Source organism: Natrinema salifodinae (genome assembly GCF_900110455.1).
In the GTDB taxonomy this organism is placed as follows: Archaea; Halobacteriota; Halobacteria; order Halobacteriales; family Natrialbaceae; genus Natrinema; species Natrinema salifodinae.
On the sequence record NZ_FOIS01000003.1, the window covers coordinates 484,179 to 510,447 of the forward strand.

At 67.2% G+C, this 26,269-nt stretch carries 21 protein-coding genes; 9 read left to right on the plus strand and 12 right to left on the minus strand.

Annotated features, from left to right (window positions below; all coding sequences use genetic code 11):
- Nucleotides 1-343: 343 nt before the first annotated feature.
- Complete coding sequence (locus BMY29_RS12425) at nt 344-1,588, minus strand: NAD(P)/FAD-dependent oxidoreductase (RefSeq protein WP_049991126.1); 1,245 nt, start codon at nt 1,586-1,588, stop codon at nt 344-346.
- Nucleotides 1,589-1,857: 269 nt separating this feature from the next.
- Between BMY29_RS12425 and BMY29_RS12430 the strand changes: the two genes are divergently transcribed.
- The 7 genes from BMY29_RS12430 to BMY29_RS12460 all read left to right on the plus strand — a co-directional run bounded on the left by BMY29_RS12430 (nt 1,858) and on the right by BMY29_RS12460 (nt 11,748).
- Nucleotides 1,858-2,445, plus strand: coding sequence for a DUF6149 family protein (locus BMY29_RS12430; protein WP_049991125.1), 588 nt, complete (start codon nt 1,858-1,860; stop codon nt 2,443-2,445).
- A 253-nt stretch (nt 2,446-2,698) separates the two neighbouring features.
- Nucleotides 2,699-3,964, plus strand: coding sequence for a polysaccharide deacetylase family protein (locus tag BMY29_RS12435; protein ID WP_049991124.1), 1,266 nt, complete (start codon nt 2,699-2,701; stop codon nt 3,962-3,964).
- Between the two features lie 77 nt (nt 3,965-4,041).
- Nucleotides 4,042-5,319 (plus strand): MFS transporter, encoded by a 1,278-nt coding sequence (locus BMY29_RS12440; RefSeq protein WP_049991123.1) that lies wholly within the window; start codon nt 4,042-4,044, stop codon nt 5,317-5,319.
- Between the two features lie 385 nt (nt 5,320-5,704).
- On the plus strand, nt 5,705-8,659 hold the full coding sequence (locus BMY29_RS12445; protein ID WP_049992130.1) for a methyl-accepting chemotaxis protein: 2,955 nt from the start codon (nt 5,705-5,707) through the stop codon (nt 8,657-8,659).
- Nucleotides 8,660-8,843: 184 nt separating this feature from the next.
- Complete coding sequence (locus BMY29_RS12450) at nt 8,844-9,725, plus strand: homoserine kinase (RefSeq protein ID WP_049992132.1); 882 nt, start codon at nt 8,844-8,846, stop codon at nt 9,723-9,725.
- Between the two features lie 6 nt (nt 9,726-9,731).
- The gene (locus BMY29_RS12455; protein WP_049992129.1) at nt 9,732-10,061 is read left to right on the plus strand and encodes a hypothetical protein; all 330 of its coding nucleotides are present in this window, start codon (nt 9,732-9,734) and stop codon (nt 10,059-10,061) included.
- Nucleotides 10,062-10,200: 139 nt separating this feature from the next.
- A complete protein-coding gene (locus BMY29_RS12460) occupies nt 10,201-11,748 on the plus strand; it encodes a DUF7289 family protein (protein ID WP_049992128.1) in 1,548 nt (515 codons plus the stop codon).
- Between the two features lie 77 nt (nt 11,749-11,825).
- Here BMY29_RS12460 and BMY29_RS12465 read toward each other — a convergent pair whose 3' ends face one another.
- The 3 genes from BMY29_RS12465 to BMY29_RS12475 form a co-directional block, all read right to left on the minus strand.
- Nucleotides 11,826-12,611: a hypothetical protein gene (locus tag BMY29_RS12465; RefSeq protein WP_049992131.1), complete on the minus strand. Its 786-nt coding sequence runs from the start codon at nt 12,609-12,611 to the stop codon at nt 11,826-11,828.
- A 155-nt stretch (nt 12,612-12,766) separates the two neighbouring features.
- Nucleotides 12,767-13,675: a pyridoxal 5'-phosphate synthase lyase subunit PdxS gene (gene pdxS / locus BMY29_RS12470; RefSeq protein WP_049992127.1), complete on the minus strand. Its 909-nt coding sequence runs from the start codon at nt 13,673-13,675 to the stop codon at nt 12,767-12,769.
- A gap of 133 nt (nt 13,676-13,808) precedes the next feature.
- Nucleotides 13,809-14,597 (minus strand): acetoacetate decarboxylase family protein, encoded by a 789-nt coding sequence (locus BMY29_RS12475; protein ID WP_049992126.1) that lies wholly within the window; start codon nt 14,595-14,597, stop codon nt 13,809-13,811.
- Between the two features lie 121 nt (nt 14,598-14,718).
- Here BMY29_RS12475 and BMY29_RS12480 point away from each other — a divergent pair, with 121 nt between their 5' ends.
- A complete protein-coding gene (locus BMY29_RS12480) occupies nt 14,719-15,450 on the plus strand; it encodes a DUF1405 domain-containing protein (protein WP_049992125.1) in 732 nt (243 codons plus the stop codon).
- Nucleotides 15,451-15,475: 25 nt separating this feature from the next.
- Here the strand turns inward: BMY29_RS12480 and BMY29_RS12485 are convergent, their stop codons facing one another.
- From BMY29_RS12485 to BMY29_RS12520, 8 genes are all read right to left on the minus strand, one after another.
- Nucleotides 15,476-18,139, minus strand: coding sequence for a valine--tRNA ligase (locus BMY29_RS12485; protein ID WP_049992124.1), 2,664 nt, complete (start codon nt 18,137-18,139; stop codon nt 15,476-15,478).
- Nucleotides 18,140-18,448: 309 nt separating this feature from the next.
- The gene (locus BMY29_RS12490; RefSeq protein ID WP_049992123.1) at nt 18,449-19,972 is read right to left on the minus strand and encodes an NAD(P)H-dependent oxidoreductase; all 1,524 of its coding nucleotides are present in this window, start codon (nt 19,970-19,972) and stop codon (nt 18,449-18,451) included.
- A 106-nt stretch (nt 19,973-20,078) separates the two neighbouring features.
- The gene (locus tag BMY29_RS12495) at nt 20,079-20,993 is read right to left on the minus strand and encodes an HFX_2341 family transcriptional regulator (protein ID WP_049992122.1); all 915 of its coding nucleotides are present in this window, start codon (nt 20,991-20,993) and stop codon (nt 20,079-20,081) included.
- 100 nt (nt 20,994-21,093) lie between these two features.
- Complete coding sequence (locus BMY29_RS12500; RefSeq protein ID WP_049992121.1) at nt 21,094-22,098, minus strand: sulfatase-like hydrolase/transferase; 1,005 nt, start codon at nt 22,096-22,098, stop codon at nt 21,094-21,096.
- A 188-nt stretch (nt 22,099-22,286) separates the two neighbouring features.
- Nucleotides 22,287-22,514 carry a DUF7860 family protein gene (locus BMY29_RS12505; protein ID WP_049992120.1) on the minus strand — a complete coding sequence of 76 codons (228 nt, stop codon included), beginning with the start codon at nt 22,512-22,514 and terminating at the stop codon, nt 22,287-22,289.
- Between the two features lie 137 nt (nt 22,515-22,651).
- On the minus strand, nt 22,652-23,344 hold the full coding sequence (locus tag BMY29_RS12510) for a DUF6517 family protein (RefSeq protein WP_049992119.1): 693 nt from the start codon (nt 23,342-23,344) through the stop codon (nt 22,652-22,654).
- A gap of 59 nt (nt 23,345-23,403) precedes the next feature.
- A complete protein-coding gene (locus BMY29_RS12515; RefSeq protein WP_049992118.1) occupies nt 23,404-24,891 on the minus strand; it encodes a sodium:solute symporter family protein in 1,488 nt (495 codons plus the stop codon).
- Nucleotides 24,888-25,175 (minus strand): DUF3311 domain-containing protein, encoded by a 288-nt coding sequence (locus BMY29_RS12520; RefSeq protein WP_049992117.1) that lies wholly within the window; start codon nt 25,173-25,175, stop codon nt 24,888-24,890. Before BMY29_RS12520 ends, BMY29_RS12515 begins: the two co-directional genes overlap by 4 nt.
- A gap of 176 nt (nt 25,176-25,351) precedes the next feature.
- Between BMY29_RS12520 and BMY29_RS12525 the strand changes: the two genes are divergently transcribed.
- A complete protein-coding gene (locus BMY29_RS12525; protein ID WP_049992116.1) occupies nt 25,352-26,230 on the plus strand; it encodes an ArsR/SmtB family transcription factor in 879 nt (292 codons plus the stop codon).
- Nucleotides 26,231-26,269 lie beyond the last annotated feature (39 nt).

Below are 26,269 nucleotides of genomic sequence, written 5' to 3' on the forward strand. Positions count from 1 at the left end.
TCGGGTTTTACGCGACGCCTCGTTCAGGTACCGCTTTACCTATTCGAACCTATTACAGTCGTCGTATCGTACTGGTCGTCTCAGTAAGGAGAATTGTCCGGGCATCATTGCTACGTCCGATGGGACGAGTGTACGAGAGGGACCCGCCTGGCTGGTCGGGCACCGAGCGAAGATACCGAGTCGAGCGACGCTACTCCGGGCCGATTTCGGAGAGCGCGAGTCGCTACGTGAGTCGGATTCGCGAAGAGGGAGCTACGATCGGTCGCTGCAAGAATGACGCGTGAACGCCAACCGGGCTGGGAACGCCGTCTGCCGCATCCGCGGTCCGACGGTCTGCCGTCCGTTACTGGGACTGTTCCTGTGTCGGTGCGAGGTTGTCGAGGTCGACCTGCTGCTCGAGGAGGACCTCCTTCTGGTCGGCGACTTCGCGCTGTTCGCGCATGAGCTGTTTGAACTTGCTCTGGGGCGAGAGGTCGCCGATGAGGACCCCGCCGACGATCTTGCCGTCCTTGAAGGCGATGCGGCGCCACTCGGTGTCGCTGTACTTCCGCTCGGCGTGGTCGTCGCCCAGCGTCGGGTGACCGAACGAGAGGAACGGGAAGTCGAAGTGCGTAATGGAGTACGAGGAGACCCACTCGAACTCCTCGGCTTCGTCGTCGGCGGCCATGTTGACCGCGGCGACGCGGCCCTGTTCCTTGGCCGAGCCCCACGACCCGTTCTGGGCCTGTTCGCCGAGCAAGACGTCGTAGAAGCGGGTGATGTCGCCCGCGGCGTAGATGTCGTCGACGTTGGTCTGCATGTACTCGTCGACGATGATGCCGTTGTCCTGTTCGATGCCGGCGCCGCGGAGGTATTCGGTGTTGAAGGTCAGCCCGATAGCTACGCCGGCGAAGTCACACTCGAAGCGCTCGCCGTTGGGGTCGACGGCGGCGGTGACGCGGCCGTCGTCGTCGACCTCGAAGCGGTCGACACCGCTGTCGAAGACCGGTTCGACGCCGACCTCGCGCATGCCCTCGTGCATGATCTCGGCGCCGTCAGCCGAGAGCGCGTAGCGCCACCAGCGGTCGCCGCGCATCAGGTAGTCGGCCTCGATGCCCTGCGCGCCGCAGACGGCCGCGAAGTCGATGCCGAGCAGCCCGGCGCCGACGATGACGCCCTCGTCGGCGTTTTCGGCGTGCTCGCGGATCCCGCGAGCGTCCTGGAACGTCCAGAAGTGGTGGATACCGTCCGCGTCGCTGTTCTCGACGGGGAGCTGGGTCGGCGTCCCGCCGGTGGCGACGAGCAGTTTGTCGTAGGGGATGTCTTCGCCCCCGTGAGTGTGGATGAGCTTCTCGTCGACGTCGACGCGCGTGATGTGGGTGTTGAGCGAGAGGTCGATATCACGTTCGTCGTACCAATCTTCGTCGTGAATGGAGATCGGGGCTTCGGGGAGCTTGCCCTTGGCGTGTTCCTTAATGAGAATCCGGTTATACAGCGGCTCCCCCTCATCGGTAATGACGGTAATCTTCGCCTCCGGGTCTTCCTCCCGGAGGGTCTCGGCGGCCGAACTGCCCGAGATCCCGTCACCGATGATGACGTACTGAGTCATATCCGGAACGTTCGTAATGCGGGTTAAAGTGGGTTGCTATCTCGTCTATTTTGCCACGGTCGCTGGTAAGACACGACAATCGTCAACTCCACTCCGGATATGTTCAGGGAACCGTCTCCGAGAGCGTCGGTTTCGGTACGGTTCTCGAGAGAGCAAGGTTTGCTGCCATCTCCGACGAGCGGTCCGGACAGCGTGACCTATCGTTCACCGCGAACGACCCGACGTAGGCGTCCGAACCGTTCTTTACGGTCTGCTCCCAACACGGAGACATGAAGCTCCGGCAGAACGCGAAGCACTTCGCCTATCAGAAGGCACTCGAAACCCCCGGCGTCCGCTCGGTCGCCAAGTCGGGGCTCGTCAAACTCCACACCAAGATCTTCACCGGCAAGGCCGATCCCGACCGGGCCGACGAGCGGAAAGCCCACCTCGACGCCCTCTTCGACGCCACGACCGACGCCTACCTGCGCGCGCTCAAGGAGGGCTACTCCGAGGCCGAGGCCCGCGAAATCACCCACATCCAGGCGAACTTCGACTTCTACAACCACGGCTGGACCGAGATGATGGAGATCCCGACCGACGAACTCGAGGCCCACTACGATCGCTATCGGGAGTTCTTCGATCGCTGGGACGTCACGATCGACGACCCGCTCGGCCAGTTCGCGCCCCCGGAGGGACTCCCCGAGGCCCCCTCGACGCCCGAGAAACTCGACGATCCCGATCATCCTCACGCCGAGGGCGGCTTCGCCGACGACGTCTACGTCGAGACCGACGAGGGCGAACTCGTCGTCGGCGGCCAGGACGAACCCGACGACGTCGATGCCTCGGAGGCAGTCGGCGTCGACGACGATGGCCACTGAGCACGGGGCCAGGCAACGACTTCGTCGAGCGCGAGACCGGCCGCGGAATCGAATCGGCTCACGAGACCGCGTGTCTGCGTGACTGACCTGCGGCCCCGCCGATCTCGTCCCGAGTTCCACCGCCTCGCTACGTTTCGAGACGGACGTCTCCGTCGCTCGCTCGGGACGGTGTCCTGCTATCGAATCGACCGATCACCGCAATCGACAGTAACGGGCTCGTAACAATGGTTGTCTTCGACGTTTCTCGCCGCGAATGCAGCGACGAAGCTACCTCGCCCTGGCGTCCTCGCTCTGCCTGGCCGGCTGTACCGGCGCAGCACCGATCGGTTCGTCGTCGGATTCCGACCCGAAATCGGACGCGGAGTCGAACTCGCCGTCGAAACCCGACCCGAACGAGCCGACGACGGACGCGTCGACGCGCGCGGGAATGGTCGACGACTTCGAAACCCTCGACACGTGGGAACCGTTCGGCGCGACGCTGTCGGCGGACCCGAATCGCTCGGCCGTCGGCACGCAGAGCGCGCGCCTCGAGATTCCGGCGGACCAGCGAACCGGCGGGATCGTGACCGCGTTCTCGGAGCCCCAGGACCTGACCGACGTCGTCCCCGGCCTGGCCGTCGCGACGGATCGGCTCAACACGCCCTGGCTTCGCCTGGTCGACGACCACGGGAACGAGATCAACTATCGCCGCGGAATCAAGGGCGGGCTCCCGCTCGTCCGGTACAACTTCGGGGTCGACGACGTCGACGCGGGGTTCGATCCCGCGGCCGTCCGCAAAGTACGGGTGTTAGCCTGGGCGGGCGACGAACCGTTGACGCTCTGGCTCGACGATTTCCACCTCGTGCCGCGGCCCGACACCGGGAAGGTGATGATCCAGTTCGACGACGCCCACGTCACCGATTATACGGAGGCGCTTCCGATCCTCGAAGAGTACGGCTATCCGGCGGTGACGTTCATCAATCCCGGGCGGCTCGAGGCCCAGCGGGACGGCGTCGAGGATCCCGGGGGGTTCCCTCGGATTACGATCGACCAGGCCCACGAACTCCACGACGCCGGCTGGGTCGTCGCCAACCACTGCTACTCTCATCCCCACCTCTCAGAACTCGACAGGGCGGCGCAGGAAGAGGAGATCAGTGCGGGTAAGGCCTGGCTCGAGGCAGAAGGCTTCGATGAGGGGGCTCGCTACTTCGCCTACCCCCACGGCGACTACGACGAGCGGACGCTCGAACTGGTCGCGGAGTACCACGACATCGGCTTCGCCGGCGGTCGTCCGGTTCAGGGATACGCCGTGAATCGGCGCCAGACGTCTCGGATCGGCGAACCGAGCGCCGAGCGGGCCCGGACGGCAATCGAGCGCACCGCCTCGATGCGCGGGATCACCTCGCTGTTCTTCCATCGCCTCGAGGGCGACCTGCTCGCCGACTTCGAGGCGACGGTCGAGGCGATCCGCGAGTACGAGGCCGCCGGCGAGATCGACGTGATCCTCCCGGCGGACCTCGAGCCCGACCTCATGTTCTGAGTCCGCCGACGAGACCAGCGGTACCGCTTCCCAAGCGGATAAGTACGCGGGGGGCACGGATTCGAACACCGACCGTTATGGGCCTGAACGCGAACGACCGTTCGATCGCCGGGTTCACCATGGCGGGCCACGCGCTCGTCCACTGGTTCGAAACCTCGATTCCGATCTTCCTCGTCGTCTGGCTAAGCGAGTTCGACGTCGGCGTCGCCCTGTTCGGCATCGTCGTCGCGCTCGGCTACGCGCCTTTCGGCCTGGGCGCGCTCCCCGGCGGCATCCTCGCCGATCGCTACGGCACCAGGCCGATCGTCCTGGCGTGTCTCGGCGGAATGAGCCTCGCCTTCCTCGTCCTCGCCGTCGCGAACTCGATTTACGCCATCGCCGTCGGGCTGATCTGCTGGGGGATCGCCGCCAGCGTCTACCACCCCGCCGGTCTGGCGCTCATCAGTACCGGCGTCGAGGAGCGGGGCACCGTCTTCGCCTGGCACGGGATCGCGGGCAACGCCGGCATCGCGCTGGGCCCGTTCGTCGCCGCGACGCTGCTGATCTTCCTCGACTGGTCGCTCGTCGCGGCGCTGCTGGCCGTTCCCGGGGTCATCGCCGTGCTCTACGGCCTGAGCGCGGAGTTCGATCCGACCGCCGCGGTCGAGGACGGCGCGGACGCCGGCCCCGACGAGGCACTGTCGCCGTCCGAACTGGTCGGCGACTCGCGGACGCTGTTCGCGAGCGCCTTCGCCGTCGTCTTCGTCCTCGTCACGTTCGAGGGGCTCTACTACCGGGGGACGCTGACCTACCTCCCCGAGATCCTCCACGGGTTGCCGGCGATGGACAGCCTGGCGCTGCCCGCGAGCCTCGAGGGGATCGAGCCCGCCGATTACATCTACGTCGGCTTGCTGGTCGTCGGGATGGCGGGCCAGTATGCCGGCGGGAAGCTGACGGACCGCGTCCCGCCGGCCCGCGGTCTCATCGCCATCTTCGCCGTCCTCGCGGTCCTCGCGCTCGCATTCGTCCCGGCGACGGCGGCGGGCGTCGGCCTCGGACCGCTCGTCGCGCTCTGTGGCCTCCTTGGCTTCTTCCTCTTCGCCATCCAGCCGTTCTACCAGAACGCAGTCGCGATCTACACGCCGCCGGACGCCCGCGGGCTCTCCTACGGCTACACCTACCTCGGCGAGTTCGGCCTCGGCTCGGCGAGCATCGCCGTCGGCGGCTACGTGCTGGGCGACCTCTCTCAGACGGCGTTTTTCGCCCTGATCGCCGGGTTCGCGGTCGTCGGCGGGCTGCTCGCGGGCGTGTTGCTCACCGGCAGCGGCCGCTTTGCGGACGCGGAAGCGACCGCCGAGACGAACGCGGACGATTGACGGAAGAGCGGTCGCTTGCGGGCCGCCCGTCGCACGGCGCCGGCCGCCTGGCGGGCAGTCTCGATTCGGCGGCCCAGCGGTCCCCGCGCCGGCCGCCTGGCGGGCAGTCTCGATTCGGCGGCCCAGCGGTCCCCGCGCCGGCCGCCTGGCGGGCAGTCTCGATTCGGCGGCCCAGCGGTCCCCGCGCCGGCCGCCTGGCGATCCGGTTGGCGGATCGGATCGCTTCTGATTGTTTCTGATCGATTCGGAGCCGCTACGAAGGAGATCCGCGTACCTGAGCGATCTCGAATCGAAGCAACTGCTACTGCCGAGGCGGCCCCAATTATCAGTCCCGATAACCGCAACTCACACTTTATGTAGGGCCACGGCCACGCGAGTGATATCCATGGGCATTCGACGACTGGTGCCGGCGGTCATCAGAGGCAGGTACGCGGTCAAGTTCGGGATCGCGTTGCTGATCCTCGGACTGACCGTTGGCACGATCGGCCTCGTGGCGACCGCAACGGTCACCGACGAAGTCGAGCAACTGGTTCAGGACGACCACAACACGGCCGTCCAACAGGAAGCACAGAGCCTGCAGATGTGGCACGAACAAAACCAGCGGACGGCGAACCTGATCGCGACCTCCGACGTCGTCGAGAGCGACGACACGGACGCGATCGAGGATAGCCTCGGCGACTGGCGGTTGGAACACCGCACGGAGGTGTTCGAAATCTCGTACGTCGACACGAGCGATGACGCGGTTCTCGCCAGCACCGCCGCCAGGTTCCGCGACGAGTCGACCGATGTCTTCGTCGGCGTTCCCGACGACGCCTACGAGTCGCTCGATTCTAGCCCGACGTGGGTCTCCAAGCCGTACATCGCCGAGGATCACAACGGCGAGGAGACGCCCGTCGTGACCTACGTCGTCGCGCCGCCGGCCCACGACGATCGGGCGATCGTCTACACCGTCGATCTGGTCTCGTACATGCAGCGGGTCCACGTCAACGACCACGTGACCATGATGGCCCTCGACGGGGACGACGACGTGATGGCCGACAGCGAGCACCTCGGCGACGCGTACGGCACGTTCGGCCTCGAGTACGGGAACGCGTCGCTTCCGGCGACCGCGCGCGAGTCGGGCGCTCATACGGGGATCACGGAGGAGTCGCCGTCCGGTGCGCTCGCCGCCGACGTATACGGGTTCGACACCGAAGAGTACGTAGTCAGCGCCGCCCCCGTCGAGGGGACCGACTGGGTCGTCGTCTACCACGAACCGACCGAGCAGGCCTACGGGTTTGTCTCCGCCGTCAGCGACTGGGGGCTCGCGGCCACGGGCTTCAGCGTCGTCATCATCGGACTGATCGGCGCCGTACTGGGTCGCAACACCGCCCGGTCGATCGACCGACTGACAGAGAAGGTCGAGCAGATAGAGGAGGGTAACCTCAACGTCGACCTCGAGACCGAGCGGATCGACAACATCGGCCGGCTCTACGACGGCTTCGACTCGATGCGCGACGCTCTCCGCGAACATATCAAGGAGACCGAAGCCGCACGCGAAGAGGCCGAGCGCGAACGCGAGCGTATTCAGGCGATCAACGACCAGCTCGAGACGACGGCCGACGACTACAGCGACGTGATGGAGGCCGCCGCCGAGGGCAACCTGACCGCCCGCATGGAGGCCGACACCGAGAACGAGGCGATGGCCGACATCGCCGAGGACTTCAACGAGATGCTCGAGGAGATCGAGCGGACCGTCGCCGAACTCAACCGGTTCGCGACCGACGTCGCGACCGCCTCCGAGCAGGTCACCGCCTCCAGCGAGGAAGTCCGATCGGCCTCCCAGCAGGTCACGGAATCCATCCAGGAAATTTCCGACGGCGCCGATCGCCAGAACGAGTCGCTCCAGTCGGTCAATCAGGAGATGAGCGCGCTGTCGACGACGACCGAGGAGATCGCCGCTTCCTCGAACGAGGTCGCCGACATTGCCGAACGGACCGTCGACACCGGCCAGCAGGGCCAGGAAGCCGCCCAGGCGGCGATCACCGCCATGGACGAGATCGAAGACGAGGCCGGCGACGCGGTCGACGAAATACGCCGACTCGAGGAGGAGGTCCAGCAGATCGACGAACTGATCAACACGATCTCGGAGATCGCCCGCCAGACCAACATGCTGGCGCTGAACGCCAACATCGAGGCCTCCCGCTCCGCGGACGGGAACAGCGACGACGAAGGGTTCTCCGTCGTCGCGAAGGAGGTCAAGGCCCTCTCCGAGGACGTCGCCGAGGCCGCCGACGAGGCCGAAGACCGGCTCGAGGCGATCCGAAACCGGACCGAAGCGTCCGCCGCCGAGGTCGCGGACACGAGCAGCGACATCGAAACCGCCAGCGACCAAGTCCAGAACGCCGTCGAAGCCCTCGAAGAGATCGCCACCCTCGCCCAGGAGACCAACGTCGGCGTCCAGGAGATCTCCGCGGCGACCGAAGAGCAGGCGGCCTCCACCCAGGAGGTCGTCGCGATGGTCGACGACGCGGCGACGATCTCCGAGGAGACGACCTCCGAGGCCGAGAACGTCGCCGCCGCGGCCGAAGAGCAGACGACCGCGCTGACCGAGGTCACGAAGTCCGCCTCGAACCTCTCCGAGCAGGCCGCACAGCTGTCCGAGGCGCTCGACCGGTTCGACACTGGTCTCGAGCGCGCGGACCTCGACCTCGAATCGACCTTCGACGTCGACGCGGACCTCGTCGCGACCGAGTCGGCGTACGAGGTCGACGACGCCGAATCCGACGACCAGGCGGCCGACCGGAGCATCACGTTCGACGAAGCCGACGACGGCGGCGCGGAAGCCGGCGACGAAGGCGAGACGAACGAATCGGTCGTCGACGCGGTCGACGCCGACTCTACCGCTGCCGCCGAAGCGACGGCCGAAGTCGAATCGGCGGAGCCGGCAGCGCCCGTCGAATCCGACGAGTCCGAACCGGGCGAGACTGATACACCGGCCGCTGCCGATCGGCACGACGACGCCGACGAACTCGATGCAGGAGAGATTCTCGGCATCGACGGCCAGGCGACCGACGAGGGCGAGACGGGCAGTCCCGATGCGGCCGAGTCCGCGGATCCGCTGGCCGAGGCGTTGGACGACGCGACCGCGCAGCCGCTCGATCGGACCGAAGGCAGTGACGGCGACGCCGACCAGGCGACGGCCGACGCCGGCGATACTGCAGACGGGGACGAATCGTCAGACGAGACCGAAGCCGAGCCTGAGCCTGCGGACGGAGCCGACGAGAGCGACGGCGACGAGAGCGACGGCGACGAGAGCGACGACGTGTTCACGTTCGGCCAGACCGCCGACGACGAGTGATCGGCTAGCCGGTCGCGACCGCCGGCGTTCGATCGAGTTGCTCTGCTTCCGTTCCCCTGTTTTTCTCCTGCTCCTCTCGTGATCGATCGCCGTCGCCGGATTGGAGACGCGCTGTCGGTATCGTCACCGACCGCGGTCGGCGTCGTTCGCTACCTTTTTGCCTGCACTCTCGGAAAGCATGGGCATGCTCACCGTGCGGGCACCTGCGACGAGCGCGAACCTCGGGAGTGGCTTCGACGTCTTCGGCGTCGCTCTCGGGACGCCCGCCGACGTGGTCCGTGTCGAACGGGCGCCGGAGACGACGATCATGGTCACCGGCGCCGGCAGCGAGTACATTCCGGAGGACCCCGAGAAGAACACCGTCGGTGCGGTCGCGGAGGCGCTCGACGCCCCGGCCCGCATTCGGATCGACAAGGGCGTCCGGCCCTCCTCCGGACTGGGCTCGTCGGCCGCGAGCGCGGCCGCTGCGGCGGTCGCCTTGAACGCCCTCTACGATCGCGGCCGCTCGCGAAAAGAGCTCGTCCCCGTCGCCGCCGAGGGCGAAGCGCTCGTCTCCGGCGAGGCCCACGCGGACAACGTCGCCCCCGCGCTGCTCGGGGGCTTTACCGTCGTCACCGACGACGGCGTCACGCAGGTCGACGCCTCCGTGCCCGTCGTCGCCTGCCTCCCCGACCTCTCCGTCTCCACGCGGGACGCGCGCGGCGTCGTCCCCGACTCGGCGCCCATGGACGAGATCGTCACCACCGTCGGCAACGCCGCCACGCTCACCGTCGGAATGACTCGCGACGATCCCGACCTCGTCGGCCAGGGAATGGACGACGGCATCGTCACGCCCGAACGGACCGAACTCATCGAGGGCTACGACCGGGTCCGCCAGGCGGCCCTCGACGCGGGCGCGACCGGCGTGACGGTCAGCGGTGCCGGCCCAGGGGTGCTCGCGGTCTGTCACCGACGCGACCAGCGGCCGATCGCGGGTGCGATGGTCGACGCCTTCGACGCGGTCGGAATCGAGAGCCGCGCTTACCAGACGACCGTCGGCGAGGGCGCGCGGCTCTATCGCGAGTAGGTCCCGATGGGTGCCCGAGTGGACGGTATCCTTGCGGGCGTGGCGCTGCTCGCGTTCGTTTTCGCGTTCTTCGTGACCGATGCGCCCCTCTCGACACCCCTCCTCGTCCTCGGCGGTACGGGAACGATCGCATTCGAACTCGCTGCGAGTCGTCACAGCCGGGCCGTTCGTCGCGTCTGGGAGCGTCCCGTCGTCCAACTGACGGCGCTCGCCGGCGCCGTCGCGATCGCCGGCGGCGGCGCGGTCGTCGCGCCCGTACTCGTCCTCTCGGCGGGAATCGGCGCGCTGGTGACGTATCTGCTCTTTCTCTCGGTCGTCGTCGCGATCCGGTCGTGAGTCGGTCGCCGATTGGTTCCGCGTGAGAACCGGCCGACTGACCGCGGACGGTAACGACCGTCTACCGAACGGTATGCCGTGTCTTCCGGGCGTGAAGCCGATTGGTAACTATCCGTGACAGTCAGGAATCGGTTCCCGTATGCGGGGGGAGTCGAACGAATCGCGAGCCGAGGAAGCGAAGCGGGACGCGTCGACAACCGTCGGCCACGACCGAGCCGACGGATCGACGACGGGGAGGAATCGACGGCGGGGCCAGGCGAACGTTCTCGGAGTCGTCCTCCTCGTCGGGATGGTCGTCACCGGGAGCGTCGCGCTCCTGCTCGTCGGCGCCGCCGGACTCGACGCGTACGAAGCGAGCGCCGAGGTCGATCAGGCCGAACGGTCGCTGCTCGAGTTCACGCACGCGACCCACACCGCGACCGCGGACGGCGGTGAGCGGGTCCCCGTCTCGACCGGGGCCTTCGAGCGGGGAACCGTCGAGACGAGCGCGGACGCCGGTCGACTGCGGATCGTCCACGAGACCGATTCGGGGACCGAAGAGTTGTACGACGAATCGCTCGGCACGGTCCGATACACCGCTGACGGCGATACGGAACTGGCGTACCAGGGCGGCGGACTCTGGCGGACCGACGGAGCCGGGACCGCGGCCGTCTCTCCGCCGCCCATCGAGTATCGGGACGGGACGCTGACGGTCCCCGTCGTCCGAGTAACCGAGGGACAGCATCACGGAACTGGCGCCTCCCTCGACGGCGCGGTTCGCCAGGCCGGCCCGCCGACGCACATCGATCTCCAGCGGGACGGACGATCCGGGGCGCCCGCGACCGGCACCGTTCGGCTCGAAATCGAGAGCGAGTACTGTGACGGCTGGGAGCGGGAGGTCGAGGCGTCGGTTCCGGGGCGCGTCACTGAGCGGTGTACGGACGGCCACCCGGGGCGCGTGCAGTTCGAGTTCGGCGTGCCGCCGCGGATTGGCGTCGTCGAGAGCGCCATCATCGCCCACGAGATCGAGTTCGGCAGCGAGGCGAACCGGACGCTGATCGAGGGCGACGTGCGAACCGGCGCCGTGGACGAGGATCGAGTCAACGGGACCGTGTTCGACGCGGGATACGACGCGCCGTCGGTCGACGCGGCCATCTCCGGAATGGTCGACCGGTGCACGGACGACGACTTCGGCGACCTGCCCGAGAAGGTCGACGAACCGGGGCGCTATTGCGTCGATTCGATCGACGGGGGGCACACCGTCGACACCAGCGCGGGCGATATCGAGGTCGTCGTCCGCGATTCGATCGGCGATCCGACCTACAAGGACGAGCTGCGCGTCGAGGGCTCGAACACCCTGACACTCTACGTCGACGGCGATCTTAAGGCGGGCGGGAATGCGGTGATCGGAAACGAATCCGATCCCGGCCGGACACGGCTACTCCTCTCGGCGAACTCGACCGTCGCGACCGGAACCGGTACCCCGGCGCTCGCGGGGCTGCTCTACGCTCCGGACTCGACGGTGACCCTTCAGGGGGACCCGACGGTCGACGGGAGCGTCGTCGGCGAGCGGATCGTCGTTCCGAACAACAACCCCGGCGTGATCGAGTACGACGACCGGATCGCCGCCGTCGACTTTGTTCCCGGATCCGACCGCCACCTCCGCGACCTCGATGCGACCGCGTACGACCTCGCGATCGAAGAATGAGCAGCTGTTGCGGTCGGCGCCGACATCGTGTCGACCGATTCCGATCGGACCCGACCGCACCGTTCGAGAGCCGACCGTTATCGATCGGCGGCGACGGTCCGCCAGCGCCTGGCGTATATCCGCGGCGGCGCGTCGACCGCCACCTGGCGGACGTTCGTGGGCACGGTCGACACCCTCGCGGAGACGCCGGCCGGGAGCGGCCCGGTCGGCACCGACGAGACCGCGGTCGGGTTCTTCGAGACCGGCCGCCGACCGGCGTAGCCGGTGGCTCGCCCGGACGACGCGTACAGCGACTCGAATTTCGCGTGGCCCTCGATGACCCCTCTGCGAGCCGCTTCTGCGCCCTCTTTCGCCTGCTGCTGGAACGCCACGTTCGTCGCCTCTCCTTTCACTTCGTCGACGACCTGCTTGATCTCGGTCGCCGCCTCGGAGTCGCCGGACGAGTTGAGAGCATCGGCGCCGACGACGTCCTCGAGTTCCGCTTTGAGCTGTCGTGCCTCCCTCTGGAAATCGATGAGATCGACGGTGTTCCAGAGCTCTCGGAGGACGATCGCGTTCCGAATCGACTTGAAATCGAGAACCCGGTCTGGGTCGCGTTCGGCGATCGCGTCCGGGAGGCCGTCCGGATTGACGAGGTCCGGAAGCGCCGACGAATCGACGACGGCCGGCAGGTTCTCGAGGTCGACCGTCCCAAGGAGATCGTCGACCTCCGCGACGACGTCCCAGAGTTCGGCCGCCGTCGCCGCCACCCGTTCGTCGTCCGCGTCGACGGCGACGTCCCGGAGCAGTCGCTCGGTGCCCGTCGTGATCCGGTCGGCCAGGCGCGAGAAGTCGATTGCAGACGAAGATGAGGTGGAAGTCATGCGGGTCATAGGCCGTCAGCGGAGAAAACGGAGCCGCTTGCCGTCGCGGAGGCGTGGTGGAAACGAAAATCGAGTCCGAGTTCGGGTCCGCCGTTCCGTCGGCGGTGAGAGCGATGCGCGTGTAGTGAGTGTGCGAGTGGGAGCGACCGTGCGCGTTAGACGCCCCGCCCCTGCATCTGCTCTTCCTCGGGCAGGTCGACGTTCGCGTCGCCTTTCATGCCCTTCCCGAGGTTCTTCGAGATTTCGGCGAGGTCCTCGGGTTCGTCCCAGTTGTTCGTCGCCTCGACGATCGCCTCGGCCATCGCGGGCGGGTTCTCCGCGCCGAAGATGCCGCTGCCGACGAAGATGCCGTCACACTCGTGGTGCATCATGAGTGCAGCGTCGGCCGGTGTCGCGATGCCGCCTGCCGCGAAGTTGACGACCGGAAGCCGGCCCAGTTCGGCGGTCTCGTGGACGAGTTCCGCAGGGGCCTCGATCTCGCGGGCGAAGGCCTCACGCTCCTCGTGGCTCATGCCCTCGAGCTTCCGGATCGCACCCTTGATCGTGCGCTGGTGGTGGACCGCCTGGTTGACGTCGCCTGTTCCCGCTTCGCCCTTGGTTCGGATCATCGCCGCGCCCTCGTCGATCCGGCGCAGCGCCTCGCCGAGGTTGCGCGCGCCGCAGACGAACGGCGCCGTGAAGTCGCGCTTGTCAATGTGGTAGGCGTCGTCGGCGGGCGTGAGGACCTCGGACTCGTCGATCATGTCGACGCCGACGGCTTCGAGGATCTGGGCCTCCTTCGTATGGCCGATCCGGGCCTTCCCCATGACGGGGATCGAGACGGCGTCGACGATCTCTTCGACGTCGGCGGGGTCGGCCATCCGAGCGACGCCGCCGCGCTTGCGGATGTCGGCGGGAACGGCTTCCAGGGCCATGACGGCGACCGCGCCGGCCTCCTCGGCGATGCGGGCCTGCTCGGGGTCGACGACGTCCATGATGACACCGCCCTTCTGCATCCGTGCGAACCCGCGCTTAACGAGATCGGTCCCGCGTCGCAGTTCCTCGAGATCGGTTTCCTCGGTCATACTACGCGGTTTGGAGTCACCGCACTTACGCGTGTCCTTTGGGGAACGGAACCGTTCGGCGGGCGAAGACGTTCGGTCTACCCGTCCGATTTCGACCGTCGTCCGCGTCATCCTCCGCCATCACCCTCCGCCGTCACTCGTCATCGCCAATCGGTTCGCCGGCGAACAGCCGCGCCCGCACGCTCGAACCGTACAGCCGCCCGAGCGGCCGTCGCCACAGGCCGAGCTCGTCCGCCAGGCCCGACGGCACGTCGAGCCGGGTTCCGGTCGCCGAGCCGACGCCGATCGCGACGTCGCCCGCGATACGGGCCTTCGCCCGCAGGAGGTCGCCGTCCTTCGTCGTGTAACTCCACAGCGTCCAGTCTCGCGGCTTCGGCCCGAACCGCGGGTGAGCGATCTCGAGACGGACCGGCTCGCGAGCGCCGTCGCCGGCGACGGCGACGCGGACGCCACCCGGGCCGTCGGTCACCGTCACGTCCGCCACCTCCTTCGGAAAGCCCCAGAGCTCCCGACCGAGCGCGACGGACGGCTCGGTCGTCACCGGCAGCCAGTGGACGTAGCCGCCGACCTCGCCGCCCGCGAGTTGCGCGCCGGGCAGGTCCGTCCGACTCCCGCGGACGGCCGGCACGATGACAGCGAACTCGTCGTAGGGGTCGAGTCCCGTCTCCGCAGCCCCGTCTGCCCCGTCTCCCGCTTGCTCTACCTCGCGGCCCACTCGGTGATACCGAATCCCGACGAGCGCGACGCAGCCGACGCCAGGCGCGATCGCGAGCGGCGAGAGGCCGTCCGGGAGGATCGCCGCGAGTCGATCGCGGCGCGCGGGGAGGGTGACGCCACCCATCGCGAACGAGAGGTCCAGCGGGAGTTCGACGACGTGGCCGGTCGAGAGCCGTCGCCGCGTCCGTTCGTCGACCGTGGTCATGGGCGGCCCTACGGCCGGGACGGCCGTAGTGGTACTGGTGGGGTGCAGCGACCCGCATTTCGATCCGCTGGAGCTACCGGGACCGCTACTGTTTTGCGGGTGCCGTCCGTCGCGCCGGACGATGACCGCGTCGACCCAGCTGGCGGAGTCCGCGCCGGCCGACCGCGACCGCGAGTCGCTGCCGACCTCCCTCGCACCCGTCCCGAAGACGCTCGAAGATCTCGGGCTGCGGTTCGCCTGGCTCGTCGTGGCGATCAACCTCGCGGGGACGGCCTTTGGCTTCTGGTACTACTCAGCGCAGTTCGCCGAGACCCCCGCCGCGATGTGGCCCTGGGTCCCCGACAGCCCGCTCGCGACGCTGTTTATCGCGCTGGCGATCGGCTGCTGGAAACTGGGCCGCGAGCAGCCGTGGCTCACCGCCTTGGCCTTCTTCGGGAATATCGTGCTCGGCCTCTGGACGCCGTTCACGCTGCTCGTCTTCGCCGATTCCTACGCGTACCTCCATCCGCTGATGTACCACTTCCTCTTCTGGAGTCACCTCGCGATGGTCGTTCAGGCGCTGGTCCTCTACCGGATCTCCGACTTCCCGGTGTGGGCCGTCGTCGTCGCCGCCGCCTGGTACTGGAGCAACCTGATCGTCGACTACTTCGTGCCGATCGCCGGCGAGCCCCACCACACCATTATTCCGGTCTCACGGGACACGCCCATGTTCCTCGGGGCCGACGCGCTGGGCGTGATCGCCGCGGGCGAAGTAACGTTCGTCTTCCTGGCGCTGTTGCTCGCGCTCGCGATCCGGGTCGAAAAGTGCAACGCAGCGTCGAATCGGTCAACGGCCCGACTCGATCGGAGCTAGTTCCGAACGAAAGAACGGGAAGAGCTTATCCGAGGATGACGACCGCCGACTCGGTCTCCAGCATCTCGCCCTCGCCGGAGTAGGTCCGCTCGTACTCGACCTCGAACAGGTCGTCCTCGAGTTCCTCGTCGGCGACGCGGAGCACGTCGGCCTCGTCGTCGATCTCGTAGTCGCCGCTCTCGATGCCGCTGTCGATCTCGCCGACCTTCGAGCCGAACTTCGGCCCGAGCGTCGAGTAGTCGAGGTCGATCGAGGCGACCTCGGTCGAGATCTCCGGGGGCTCCTCGAGCACGGTGAGCTCCTGGACGTGCATCACGTTCTGGATCGCGTCCTCGAAGCCCGCGATCGGACCGAAGACCGAGACCGACTCGAGGTCGGCGTTCAGCGGTAGCTGGTTCTCGCTCTTGTAGCGGCGCAGCGCGGAGATGACCTCCATGGCCGTCTCACCGGCCTCGAGGTCGGCCTCGTGACCCTGCGGGGCCGGCCAGTCGCGGGTGTGGATGCTGGTGGCGTCGAGCTCCTCGTCGCCGTCGGCGTAAACGGCCTGCCAGATTTCCTCGGTCGCGTGGGGCAGGAACGGCGCCCACAGTTCGAGGAAGGTTCGATGGGCCGTCCGCAGCGCGTACTGCGTCGAGGGCTCGTCCTCGCGCTGTTTGGCGATCTCGAGGTAGTCGTCGCAGAAGGTGTTCCAGAAGAACGTCCGCAGGCGGTCGCGGGCCTTCGCGAACTCGTACGCCTCGAGGTGGGCCGTGAGGTCCTCGATCGCGTCGTCGAGTTCGGCCAGCAGCCACCGGTCGATCGCGTCGAGATCGGCGGGCTCGTCGGGCTCGCGCGGCGCGAGCGTGTCGACGAGCTTCGAGGCGTTCCAGAGCTTGCGCAGGAGCTTCTCGCCCGCGGTCAGGTCTTTCTCCTGGTACGGGAAGTCGTCGCCGACGGCGGCGCTGGCGGCCCAGAACCGGACGGCATCGACGGGGTACTCCGCGAGCACCTCGTCGGGGGCGACGACGTTGCCCCGCGATTTGGACATCTTCTCGCGGTTCTCGTCTAACACGTGGCCGTTGATCATCGTCGCGTCGAACGGCACCTCGCCGGTGTGCTCGTAGCACTTGACGATGGTGTGGAACAGCCAGAACGAGATGATGTCGTGGCCCTGGGGCCGGAGGTCGAAGGGATAGAGTTCGGGGTTGTCCATCGCGAACTCCTCGGCCTCCGCGTCCCAATCCCAGCCGGCGTTGATCAGGGGAGTCAGCGAGGAGGTCGCCCAGGTGTCGAAGACGTCCTCCTCGGCGACGAACTCGTCGTGGCCGCACTCGGGACAGCTATCGACGGGGGGCTCGTCCGAGAGCGGATCGACCGGTAGGTTCTCGCGATCGGCCATGATCTCGTGATCGCAGTCCGCACAGTACCAGACCGGGAACGGGATCCCCGAGTCGCGCTGGCGGGAGATGAGCCAGTCCCACTCCAGACCCTCGATCCAGTGCTTGTACCGGGTGAACATCTTCTCGGGGTACCAGTCCATCTCCCGGCCGGCCTCGAGGTACTCCTCTTTGTGGTCGAGGATCTCGACGTACCACTGCTTGGAGACGCGGAATTCGACAGGCGTGTCACACCGCTCGTGGACCTGCACCGCGTGGGAGATCTCCCAGCGGTCGCGCAGGTAGCCCTCGTCGTCCAAGTCCTCGACGATGGCCTCGCGGGCCTCCTCGGTGGACATGCCCTCGTAGTCGCCCGCCAGGTCGGTCATCGTCGCGGACTCGTCGATCGCCACCCGCAGCGGCAGGTCGTGGGCCTGGTACCACTCGATGTCGTTCTGGTCGCCGAAGGTACAGCACATCACGACGCCGCTGCCCTTCTCCATGTCGACGCGCTCGTCCGCGATGATCGGCACTTCCTGCTCGAAGATCGGGACGCGGGCGGTCTCGCCGACCAGGTCTTGATTCTCGTCGTCGTCGGGGTGGACGAAGACAGAGACGCAGGCCGGGATGAGTTCCGGGCGCGTCGTGGAGATGACGAACTCCTCGCGCGGGGCGTCCTCGCCGACGACCTCGAAGGCGATGTCGTTGAAGTGCGAGCCGCGCTCGTCGTCCTCCATCTCGACCTGCGAGATGGCGGTCTCGCACTCGGGACACCAGATCGCGGGCGCCTTCTTCCGGTACTCGCGGTCCTTCTCGTAGAGGTCGAGGAACGAGAGCTGCGAGATCCGCTGGACGCGGGGTTCGATCGTCTTGTAGGTGTTGTTCCAGTCGATCGAACAGCCGAGGCCCTGCATCTTCTCGGTGAACTCGTCCTCGTACTGCTGGCAAACCTCGCGGCAGAGCTCCTGGAACTCGCGGCGCTCGTAGTCCTGGTGGCGGATATCCAGTTCCTTCTCGGTCAGGCGTTCGCTGGCGATCCCGTTGTCGTCGTAGCCGAACGGGAAGAGCACGTCGCCGTCGGCCATCCGCTGGAACCGCGCGGCGAAGTCCTGCAGCGTGTGACCGTAGAGGTGGCCCATGTGCAGGCTGCCCGAGACCGTCGGCGGCGGCGTGTCGATCGAGTAGACGGTGTTGGGGTCTCGCTTCGCGTTGCCATCGTAGGCGTAGACGTCCTCGTCGACCCAGCGTCGCTGCCAGCGGGTCTCGACCGCTTCGGGGTCGTAGTCGCCGTCGAGGCTGGGCTCGTCGGTCTGTTCCGGGGCGTCCATGCTCATGCTCTCACCGCCCGATGTGGGCGTCGTCGATACGTCCGGATGCGGGTCCGAAAGTGCGGTCGGCTATCGTCCATAGTCGTCGTTGTGCTGTGAATGCCGGTCGGCGACAATACATCCGTCGAAACGGGGTAGGAGATGCGGGGCTACGGGGCCCCTACCAAAACGGCGCCGCGCGGGCGGTCGGACCGATCGGCCGAGGCCGCGACGGACGGGCTCATACCACCTCTTGCCCCGGGATCCGTGTTAGGTGTTTCGTCGTTTGCTTGGTCCTTCGTCGCGACGCACCGTCTGCGTCGCCCGGTCGAGCGCTCAGAGCAGCCCGACCAACGGCACGACGCCGAACCAGGCGATGTAGCTCAACGACGCAACCATCAGCCCGTCGATCCGGGCCGGCATCGCGGCCGGGTCGACGCGCGTTCGAACGAGCCAGGCGATCGCGATCGCGTGGGGGACGCTACCGGAGACGAGCGGATCGTAGGCTGCCGGGACCGCGCCGGTGACCTGCAGGGCTAACCCGGCGAGGGCCGCGAGCAGCGCTGCGGCGGTCGCGACCGCCGCGGCTCCGTCGACACCGAACCGGACGGCGATCGTCTCCTTGTCGGCGGCGCGGTCGGCCGCGACGTCCGGCAGGCCGGCGAGGGTGATCGCCGGGACGATCGACAGCAGGAACGGCAGTCCCAGCAGCCACGGCGTCGGATCGCGCCACGACCCGCCGAGGAAGACGAACCCACATAGCAGGACGCCGACGCTGTGGGTCGCAGCCACGTCGAGTTCGCCGAGCGTACGGTAGGCCAACCGCAGGGGCGGCGCCGTGTACCCGAGCGCCAGGCTCGCCAGGCCGCCCAGCAGCGCGGCCGTCGCGAGGAGCGAGCCGGCGACGAGCGCGAGGACGGCGAGCGCGGCGCCTGCGGCGAGGACGAGGGCGACATAAATGCCGCGACGGAGCGACGCCCGATCGAGGGCGCCGTCGACCAGCACCCGCGAGCCGCCGGTGAACGGCCCCGCGAAGGTGTTCCGGCGGTCAGTCTCGTAATCGTAGTACTCGTTGCTCAACACGGTCGCCGCCTCGAGGAAGAAGAGAAAGCAAAAGCCGGCCCAGAAGACCGCCGTAGAGAAGACGTCGCTCGACCCGGTCGCGGCCAGCGCGCCGACGGCGTAGGCGATCCACGCCATCGGGTAGAACTGAAGGCGGAGGGCCGTGAGCCACGTCGCGATTCGGCGCTTCGCTCGCGTCGCGGGCGACTCGGGCCCGTCGGCCAGGCTGCGTCCGAGTTCCCGCGCGTCGTCCAGCCACGCCTGGCGGTCCGCCGAGTCCGAGTCCTCGATCGGACCGACGTTCGTGGCGCGCGTGGTCCGGACGCCCGCGTACCCGAGGGTAGCGCGCTTGACGGCGTTGGTGCCGGGTCGGCGAAGGATCCAGCGATAGACCCACCCGGGCGTGTCCATCGTCACGATCAGTTCGGCGGTTTTGTCGTCCAGCAGCTTCCGGCGGCCCGCGCCCTCGCCCTCGTCGTAAAACGAGAACGCGAAGCCGGGGGTGAAGACGCGGTCGAAAAATCCCTTGAGCAACGCCGGCATCGTCCCCCACCAGTTCGGATAGACGAACGCGAGGTGGTCCGCCCACTCGATCCGCCGCTGGGCCTCGACCAGATCCTCCTCGAGCGGCTGCTCCTCCGGGCGCTCGGTGCGGACGTGCGGATCGAACTCCATGTCCGCCAGGTCGAGTCGGCGGACGTCGACGCCCGCCTGGCGGGCGCCCTCGACGTACGCGTCGGCTAGGGCGCCACAGAAGCTATCGGTCCGCGGATGCCCCAGAACGAGCAGGACGTTCATTGACCGGCTTCGAATTACAGCCGGACCGTTGTAAGGCTACGTCCGGCACTCGTCGCGCCGTCGGGCGATCACGAGCCGAGTACCGGAATCGATCGGTGGTGGATGATCACTCGTCGGGCCCGTTATCGGAGTGGGCCCGCACCCACAGTTCGCCGATCCGAGAGAGCCTGGTCCGATAGGACTTCCCGTGTTCCTCGCGCTCGATGTAGCCCTTGCCACCGGGGCCCAGGCGGTCGACGTTGTAGATCACCTTCGAGCGGAAGCTGTCGGTGTACTCCTCGTTGAGTTCGCGGGCTAGCGATTCGGCCAGTTCCGAGACGGAGTCGAACTCGCCGTCCTCGCCGAGCTTGTAGAGGATGAGTTCCTCGAAGGGCTTGACGTTCGAGAAGGAGGCGACCGGGAGTTCGACGATGTGCTTGCCGTCGATTTCCTTGGCACCGATGGTCGTTCCGCGCTCGTCGAACTCGGCCAAGAGGTCGCGGGCGCTCGCCAGGCGGTCTGCGAGCCGGTCGTCCTCGATCCCCGCGGCGTCGTCGCCGTCCCCGCGGAGGTCCTCGAGCAGCGCGATCTGTTCGCGGAGTTCCTCGGCGAGTTCGGTCTCCAAGTACTTCTCGGGGGCGGTGTAGTAGGTGTGGATCCCCTCGCGGTCCTCCTGGCGCTCGACCATCAGCGAGTGGGCGGCGTTGGCGAAGGCGAAGCTCACGGTTCGGGGCATCGCGGCGACGTTGACCCAGACCTCGTTGCCCGCGTCGAGTTCCGCGGTGATGAGTTCGTAGGCCTGCTCGAAGGCCTCGTCGTAGTCGTAGACGTCTTCGAGGACGAACCGTTCGGTCTCGGCGCCCAGCAGGTTCGTGAAGTCGGTCTCGAGTTTCTCCGAGAGATGCCGCGAGTACTCGACGTTGGCCTCGCTGCCGACGGCCCCCTCCAGTAAGATCACGCTGTCGACGTCGATCTGATCGCGCACGAGCGGCGCGATCAGCCGGTCGTAGTCGAAGCCGACCGGGACGATGTGGGTTTGCATACGGGGTACGTAGCGGTGGAGTTTATAAAAAGCACCACTCTCCGGTCGGTTGATACCCGCGGCGGCGCGCGTCGATATCTCTCGTCCCGGCTCGATCGGTTCAGGACGTGTAGCCTAACGCCTGGAGGTGTTCCTCGACCACGTCTTCGTGAACGGCGTCCGTTTCGGCGGGCCGTTCCGAGACGGTCTCGCGCCGCTCTCCCGATTCGACGACCAACCAGGGAACGATTCGCAGTTCCGGTACCCAGACGTACCCCGGGTGTTCGTACCGGTTGCCCGTCAGCCTGGTATAGAGGTTCGTCGCCTCGCCGAGCAGTTCTCCGTGGTCGGCGGTGACGACGGTCTTTCCGTCTACCCGTTCGAGGAACCGCCGGACGTAGTCGAGGACCAGTTCCAGATTCTCGACGTACACCTCCCGAATTTCGTCCGAAGAGACGTAGCCGCGTTCGGCGGCATCCAGCAGGTACACCATGCCGCTCGAACGGCTGGTCACGTCAGTGTCGGACGCCCACGCGGAGAATTCGATGCCGTGGTTTGCTCGGAGCCGCTCGCGCAGCGCCTCGGCTTTCGGGCCGAAATACGGGCCGTGGGGCTGCATGAAATGGACGAGCAATCGCTTGTCCTGATTCCGTTCGTGAGCGTCGATGGCCTCGTCGCAAACGACCTCGGGATGGTAGTTCCGGTAGAGTTCGCTATCGAGGACGTCTCGTTGGGACTCGGGGTACGTAGAGACGAATTCGTGGAAGGTGTCGTCCGCGAGGTGATGCGAAAACCCGTTGGCTGAAACGTAGACCGTATCGTGGAACGTCCCGTTGGCGAACGTCTTCTGCATAAACTCGTTGCTCGTCGACGCGACGGACACGGCGGCGTTCAAGTCCCCCTCTATGGAATTGTATTCGGAGAAGTAATCGAATCGACAGGCGTCCAAGATGAGCAAATTGTCCCAGTCCGCTTCCATGATGTTGGTTGGGCGCCCGTACTTCCGATAGAAGACGTGCTTCGTTACGTCGCCGTACCGTTCTTTGATCTCGTATTTGAATTTTTCCGGGTTCCTACATGCTTCGATGAAAGTAGAGATATTGTACTTTTCGGGGCCCAGATCCATCGTTTCGGGGTTCTTTAGACCGATCAATTAGCTTTTCGATTAGTGGCATATGGGATGAATTATAGCTTCGGTAACGGATCGGCGCGTTCGGACGAGTCCACCTGAACCGACTCCGGGGAGGCGCCGAACTGAAACCGCCGTCCCGTGAGGCCGTAACAAAACTGCTCGAACACCGCTCGCGGAGGCGCTCACTCGGTCAGAGGCAGGAGAATGCCGAACACGAACGGAGAGAAGAAGCCAATGAGGAATCCAACAATCGTCAGCGCGAAGAACAGCGTGTTCTCCCACTGGGGCAGCGAGCCGAACAGCGCGTGACCGACGAGCTCGCTGCCCGCGCCGATGACGAACAGCGCGAGACCGAGGAAGAACCCGGTCTTCGTTAGTCGCGGGTAATCGGAGCTACTGTAATGTGCCATATCGGGAGATAAACGCCCCATCCGTTAACTATTTCGACACTCTGACAGCGGTCGATCGCCGGCCGTCCCCGATCGCCGTCCGAGGGCGTTCGCCGCGGCCGGCCAGGCGGTCTCGATCGCGATCGAGGGAGGAGTCGTCACGTCGAGCCGGCGTCGTCGGCCGCGGACCCGAGCTCCAGTCGCCGGAACACGTCGACGACGATCTCGCGGTCGCGGTCCGGATCGACGTCCAACGCGGCCCCGAGCAGATCCGCGTCGGGGGCCTCGAGCGGGAGGAGGCCGCCCGCCATCACGTACGCGTCGTCGTCGGGCCAGACGGCGGCGTGGGCTTCGGCGTCGATCGCGGGACGCTCGGCGGCAGCCGCTTCGTCGGCCGCAGTTTCCGATCCGGTCGCGTCGGACTCGCCGGCCTGGCCGGCCGATCCCGCCGAGCCCGTCGGGTACGCGACCTCGAGCACGGTGAGGTGGCCGACGGTCCCGTCGGGGCGGTCGATGTACTCGCTGGCCCGCTCGCCGCGGACCGTGATCCCGTCGTCCTCGAGGGTGTCGACGAACTGCTCGCGGACCTTCGGTGCGGCCTTGTCGAGCGCGTTGTCCGGGGAGAGGCCGACGAGAGAGAGCGAGGGGCTGATCGAGAGATCGACGGTGAACAGCGACCGCGCCGGGATCTCGCCGTCCGCGCGGAGCTGATCGAGCGCGTCGGCGGTCGGTCGGTGTTCGAAGACGGTCGTCTCGGCGGTGACGGTCGCGAGGGAGAGGCTCCGTTCGTCGGTTCGCGATCCCAGGCGGCGCCAATCGTCAGCGACCGAAGGCGGTAGGTCGAGTACCATTGTCGCAGCGTATGCGAGCGGGGCCGTTCAGCGTGGCGGTTGCGATTCCGGAGCGGGGGTCAGTCCGCGCCGAGGCCGTCGAAGTAGATCGCGCGCCGCTCGGCGCTCGCCGGCGACGTCACCAGGGAGACGGCGACGGTGACGGCCAGGCCGAGTCCCATGCCGACCAGGCCGGCCGACCAGCCCGCGTAGGAGCCGGGGACCGCGGTGAGGAAGAGACTCAGCACGTAGAAGGCCTGGCTCGCGAGGATCCCGGCGGTGATGCCGGCCCGCGTGGTGGGTCGCCAGTAGAGCGCGAGCAGCACGGGCAGCGCGAGCTGCGCGAAACCGCTGAAGGCCGCGTCGCCGAGTTCGAACAGCGTCGCGGGCCGTCGCAGACTGGCGAGAAAGGCGGCGGTCGCGAAGGCCACGACGACGCCGCGGGCGATCAGGTCCTCGCGACGCTCGGAAAGGGTGCGTCCGAAGGATGTGAGGAGCGGCCGGCACAGGTCCCGCGTGAAGTACGACGAGCCGGACAGCAGCATCGAGTCCGAGGAGGACATCATCGCGGCCATCGCGCCGGCGATGACCAGCGCGGCGAACCACACCGGCGTGTACTCCGCGAGGATCGCGGGGAGGATGTTGCCGCTTGCAGGCATCTCGACGCCGAGGCCGCGGGCCCAGGCGCCGAGCATGAACGAGGGGACGAACAGCAGGACGCAGAGGATCGGCCAGAGGGCGAACGAGCGCTTGAGCACGGTCCGCGAGCCCGCGGCGAAGAAGCGCTGGTTGACCTGCGGGAACATCGCGACGCCGAAGCCGATCACGATCGCCGTCGAGAGCATCCACTGGACCGTGTAGTAGTCGCCGCCCAGCGAGAGGAACCCGGCGGTCTCCTCGCTTTCGGCGAGCGCCGCCGTCGCCGCGCCGGGGCCGCCTACGGACGCGAGCACCCACAGCAGCGCGACCCAGGTGGTGACGAGCATGAACGCGCCCTGGAGCGTGTCGGTCCAGGCGATCCCGCGCATCCCGGCGACGACGACGTAGAGGATCATAAACGCCGTGATCAGCCCGGCGCCGGCGGCGTAGGAGACCGTCCCCTCGGTGAGCGCTTCGAGGGCGGTGCCGGCTCCGACCTGCTGGAGCGTGACGTAGGGAAACAGCCACAGCAGGCTGATTCCGGCGACGAGCCCTCGGAGCCACCGCGATCCGAAGCGGTCGCCGAGCATCTCGCCGAGCGTGACGTAGCCGTACCGCCGCCCGAGCAGCCACTGCTTGTAGCCGATCACGTACCAGAGCACGGCGAAGATGAGCCCGTCCATCAGTCCCATGACCAGCACCCACTCGGGGCCCTGCGCGTAGGCGACGTTCGGCCCGGCGAAGAAGGTAAACGCCGACAATAGCGTCGCGAAGGTCGTAAACAGCAGGACAACCGTCCCGAGCGTCCGACTCGCCAGGTAGAAGTCCTCGGCCGTCCGGTCGGTCAGCCGATAGGCGACCAGGCCGACCGCGAGCGCGACCAGGAGGTAGCCGACGACGATGGTCAGTTGCAGCGAGACGGCCCTCATCGGAACTCACCCCCGGGTCCGGTGTCGGACCCGCGAGCGGGGTCGGGCCGCTCCGGCGACGAGTCGCTCGGGTCCCCGTTCCTCGTCTCGATGCCGAGCCCCCACGCCCGCTGCGCGAAGCACCAGAAGACGACCGACGCGAGACACAGCCAGGCGACGTGCCACCAGAGCCACACCGGCAGGCCGGCGACGACAGTCGCCGAGCCCCAGAGGAACCACGGAATCGCGAGTCCCGTAAGGACGACTGCGACCGCGATCCACACCACCAGTTCGTTCCGTCGCATATGGGACGGTTTGCCCCGACATGGGTAACCCTTACTATTCGAACACCGATATCGAAGAGATTTGTTCATCAGTCCGACGACTCGGTGCCGTCCCGCGGTTGTCGCTAACTAAAATCGATCTTTCACCGAGGAAAAAGGGTATACGTGTTTGGCAGGGAATAGGAATCGAACTCGATATGGCCCGTCTGTTTCCGTTCCGCTCCGAGACGGCCGCCGAGGAAGGGAAACCCCGTGTCGTCGACCTCGAGGGGGAGGACGCCGACGCCGTGTTCGCGGCTCTCTCCTCGACGACGGCCCGGGAGATCTACGCGCGCCTCGACGAGGATCCCGCGACTCCCAGCGATATCGCTGATGCGATCGATTCGTCGATCCAGAACGTACGCTACCACCTCGAGAAGCTCGAGAACGCCGGCCTCGTCGAGGTCGTAGACACTTGGTACTCCTCGCGGGGCAACGAGATGAGCGTCTACGCGACGACCGACGGGCCGCTGATCGTGACCAGCGACGAGTCGAAAGCGACGAAACTGAAGGAGGCGCTCTCGCGGCTGATCGGCGGCGTCGGCGCGCTGGCGGGCGGGAGCGTTCTGGTTCAGTACGCGCTCACGGAGTGGCTCGCGCCGTCCGGGTCGGGGACGGGAGCGGACGCGGGAACGACGTCAGGCGGTGACAGCGCGGCGAGCGAGGACGGCACGTCGCCGACCGATTCGGCGGATGCGGCCGACGACGAATCAGTCGATGACGCGGAGCCGACGTCCCCGGACGACGGGGCGAGCGACGGATCCGACGCCGACGGCGGCGATTTCCAGATCACGGAGAACGACGATACCGAGCCCACGGGAGCCGAAAGCAACGGTACCGACGCAGACGGGGCCGACCAGGTCGATCCGGTGCTCGACGCCGACAACGAGACCGTTCAAAACGCCAGCGACGGCGCGCTGGACGCGGCCGACGCGGTGTTCGACACCGTACCGCCCGGGCTGCTCTTCTTCCTCGGCGGCCTGGTCGTTCTGCTCGCGGTGACGGCCTACTGGTACTGGTATCGGCCGACGTACTGAGGACGCCAGGGGTCGTCGGCGGACCGGCTCGCCGACGGT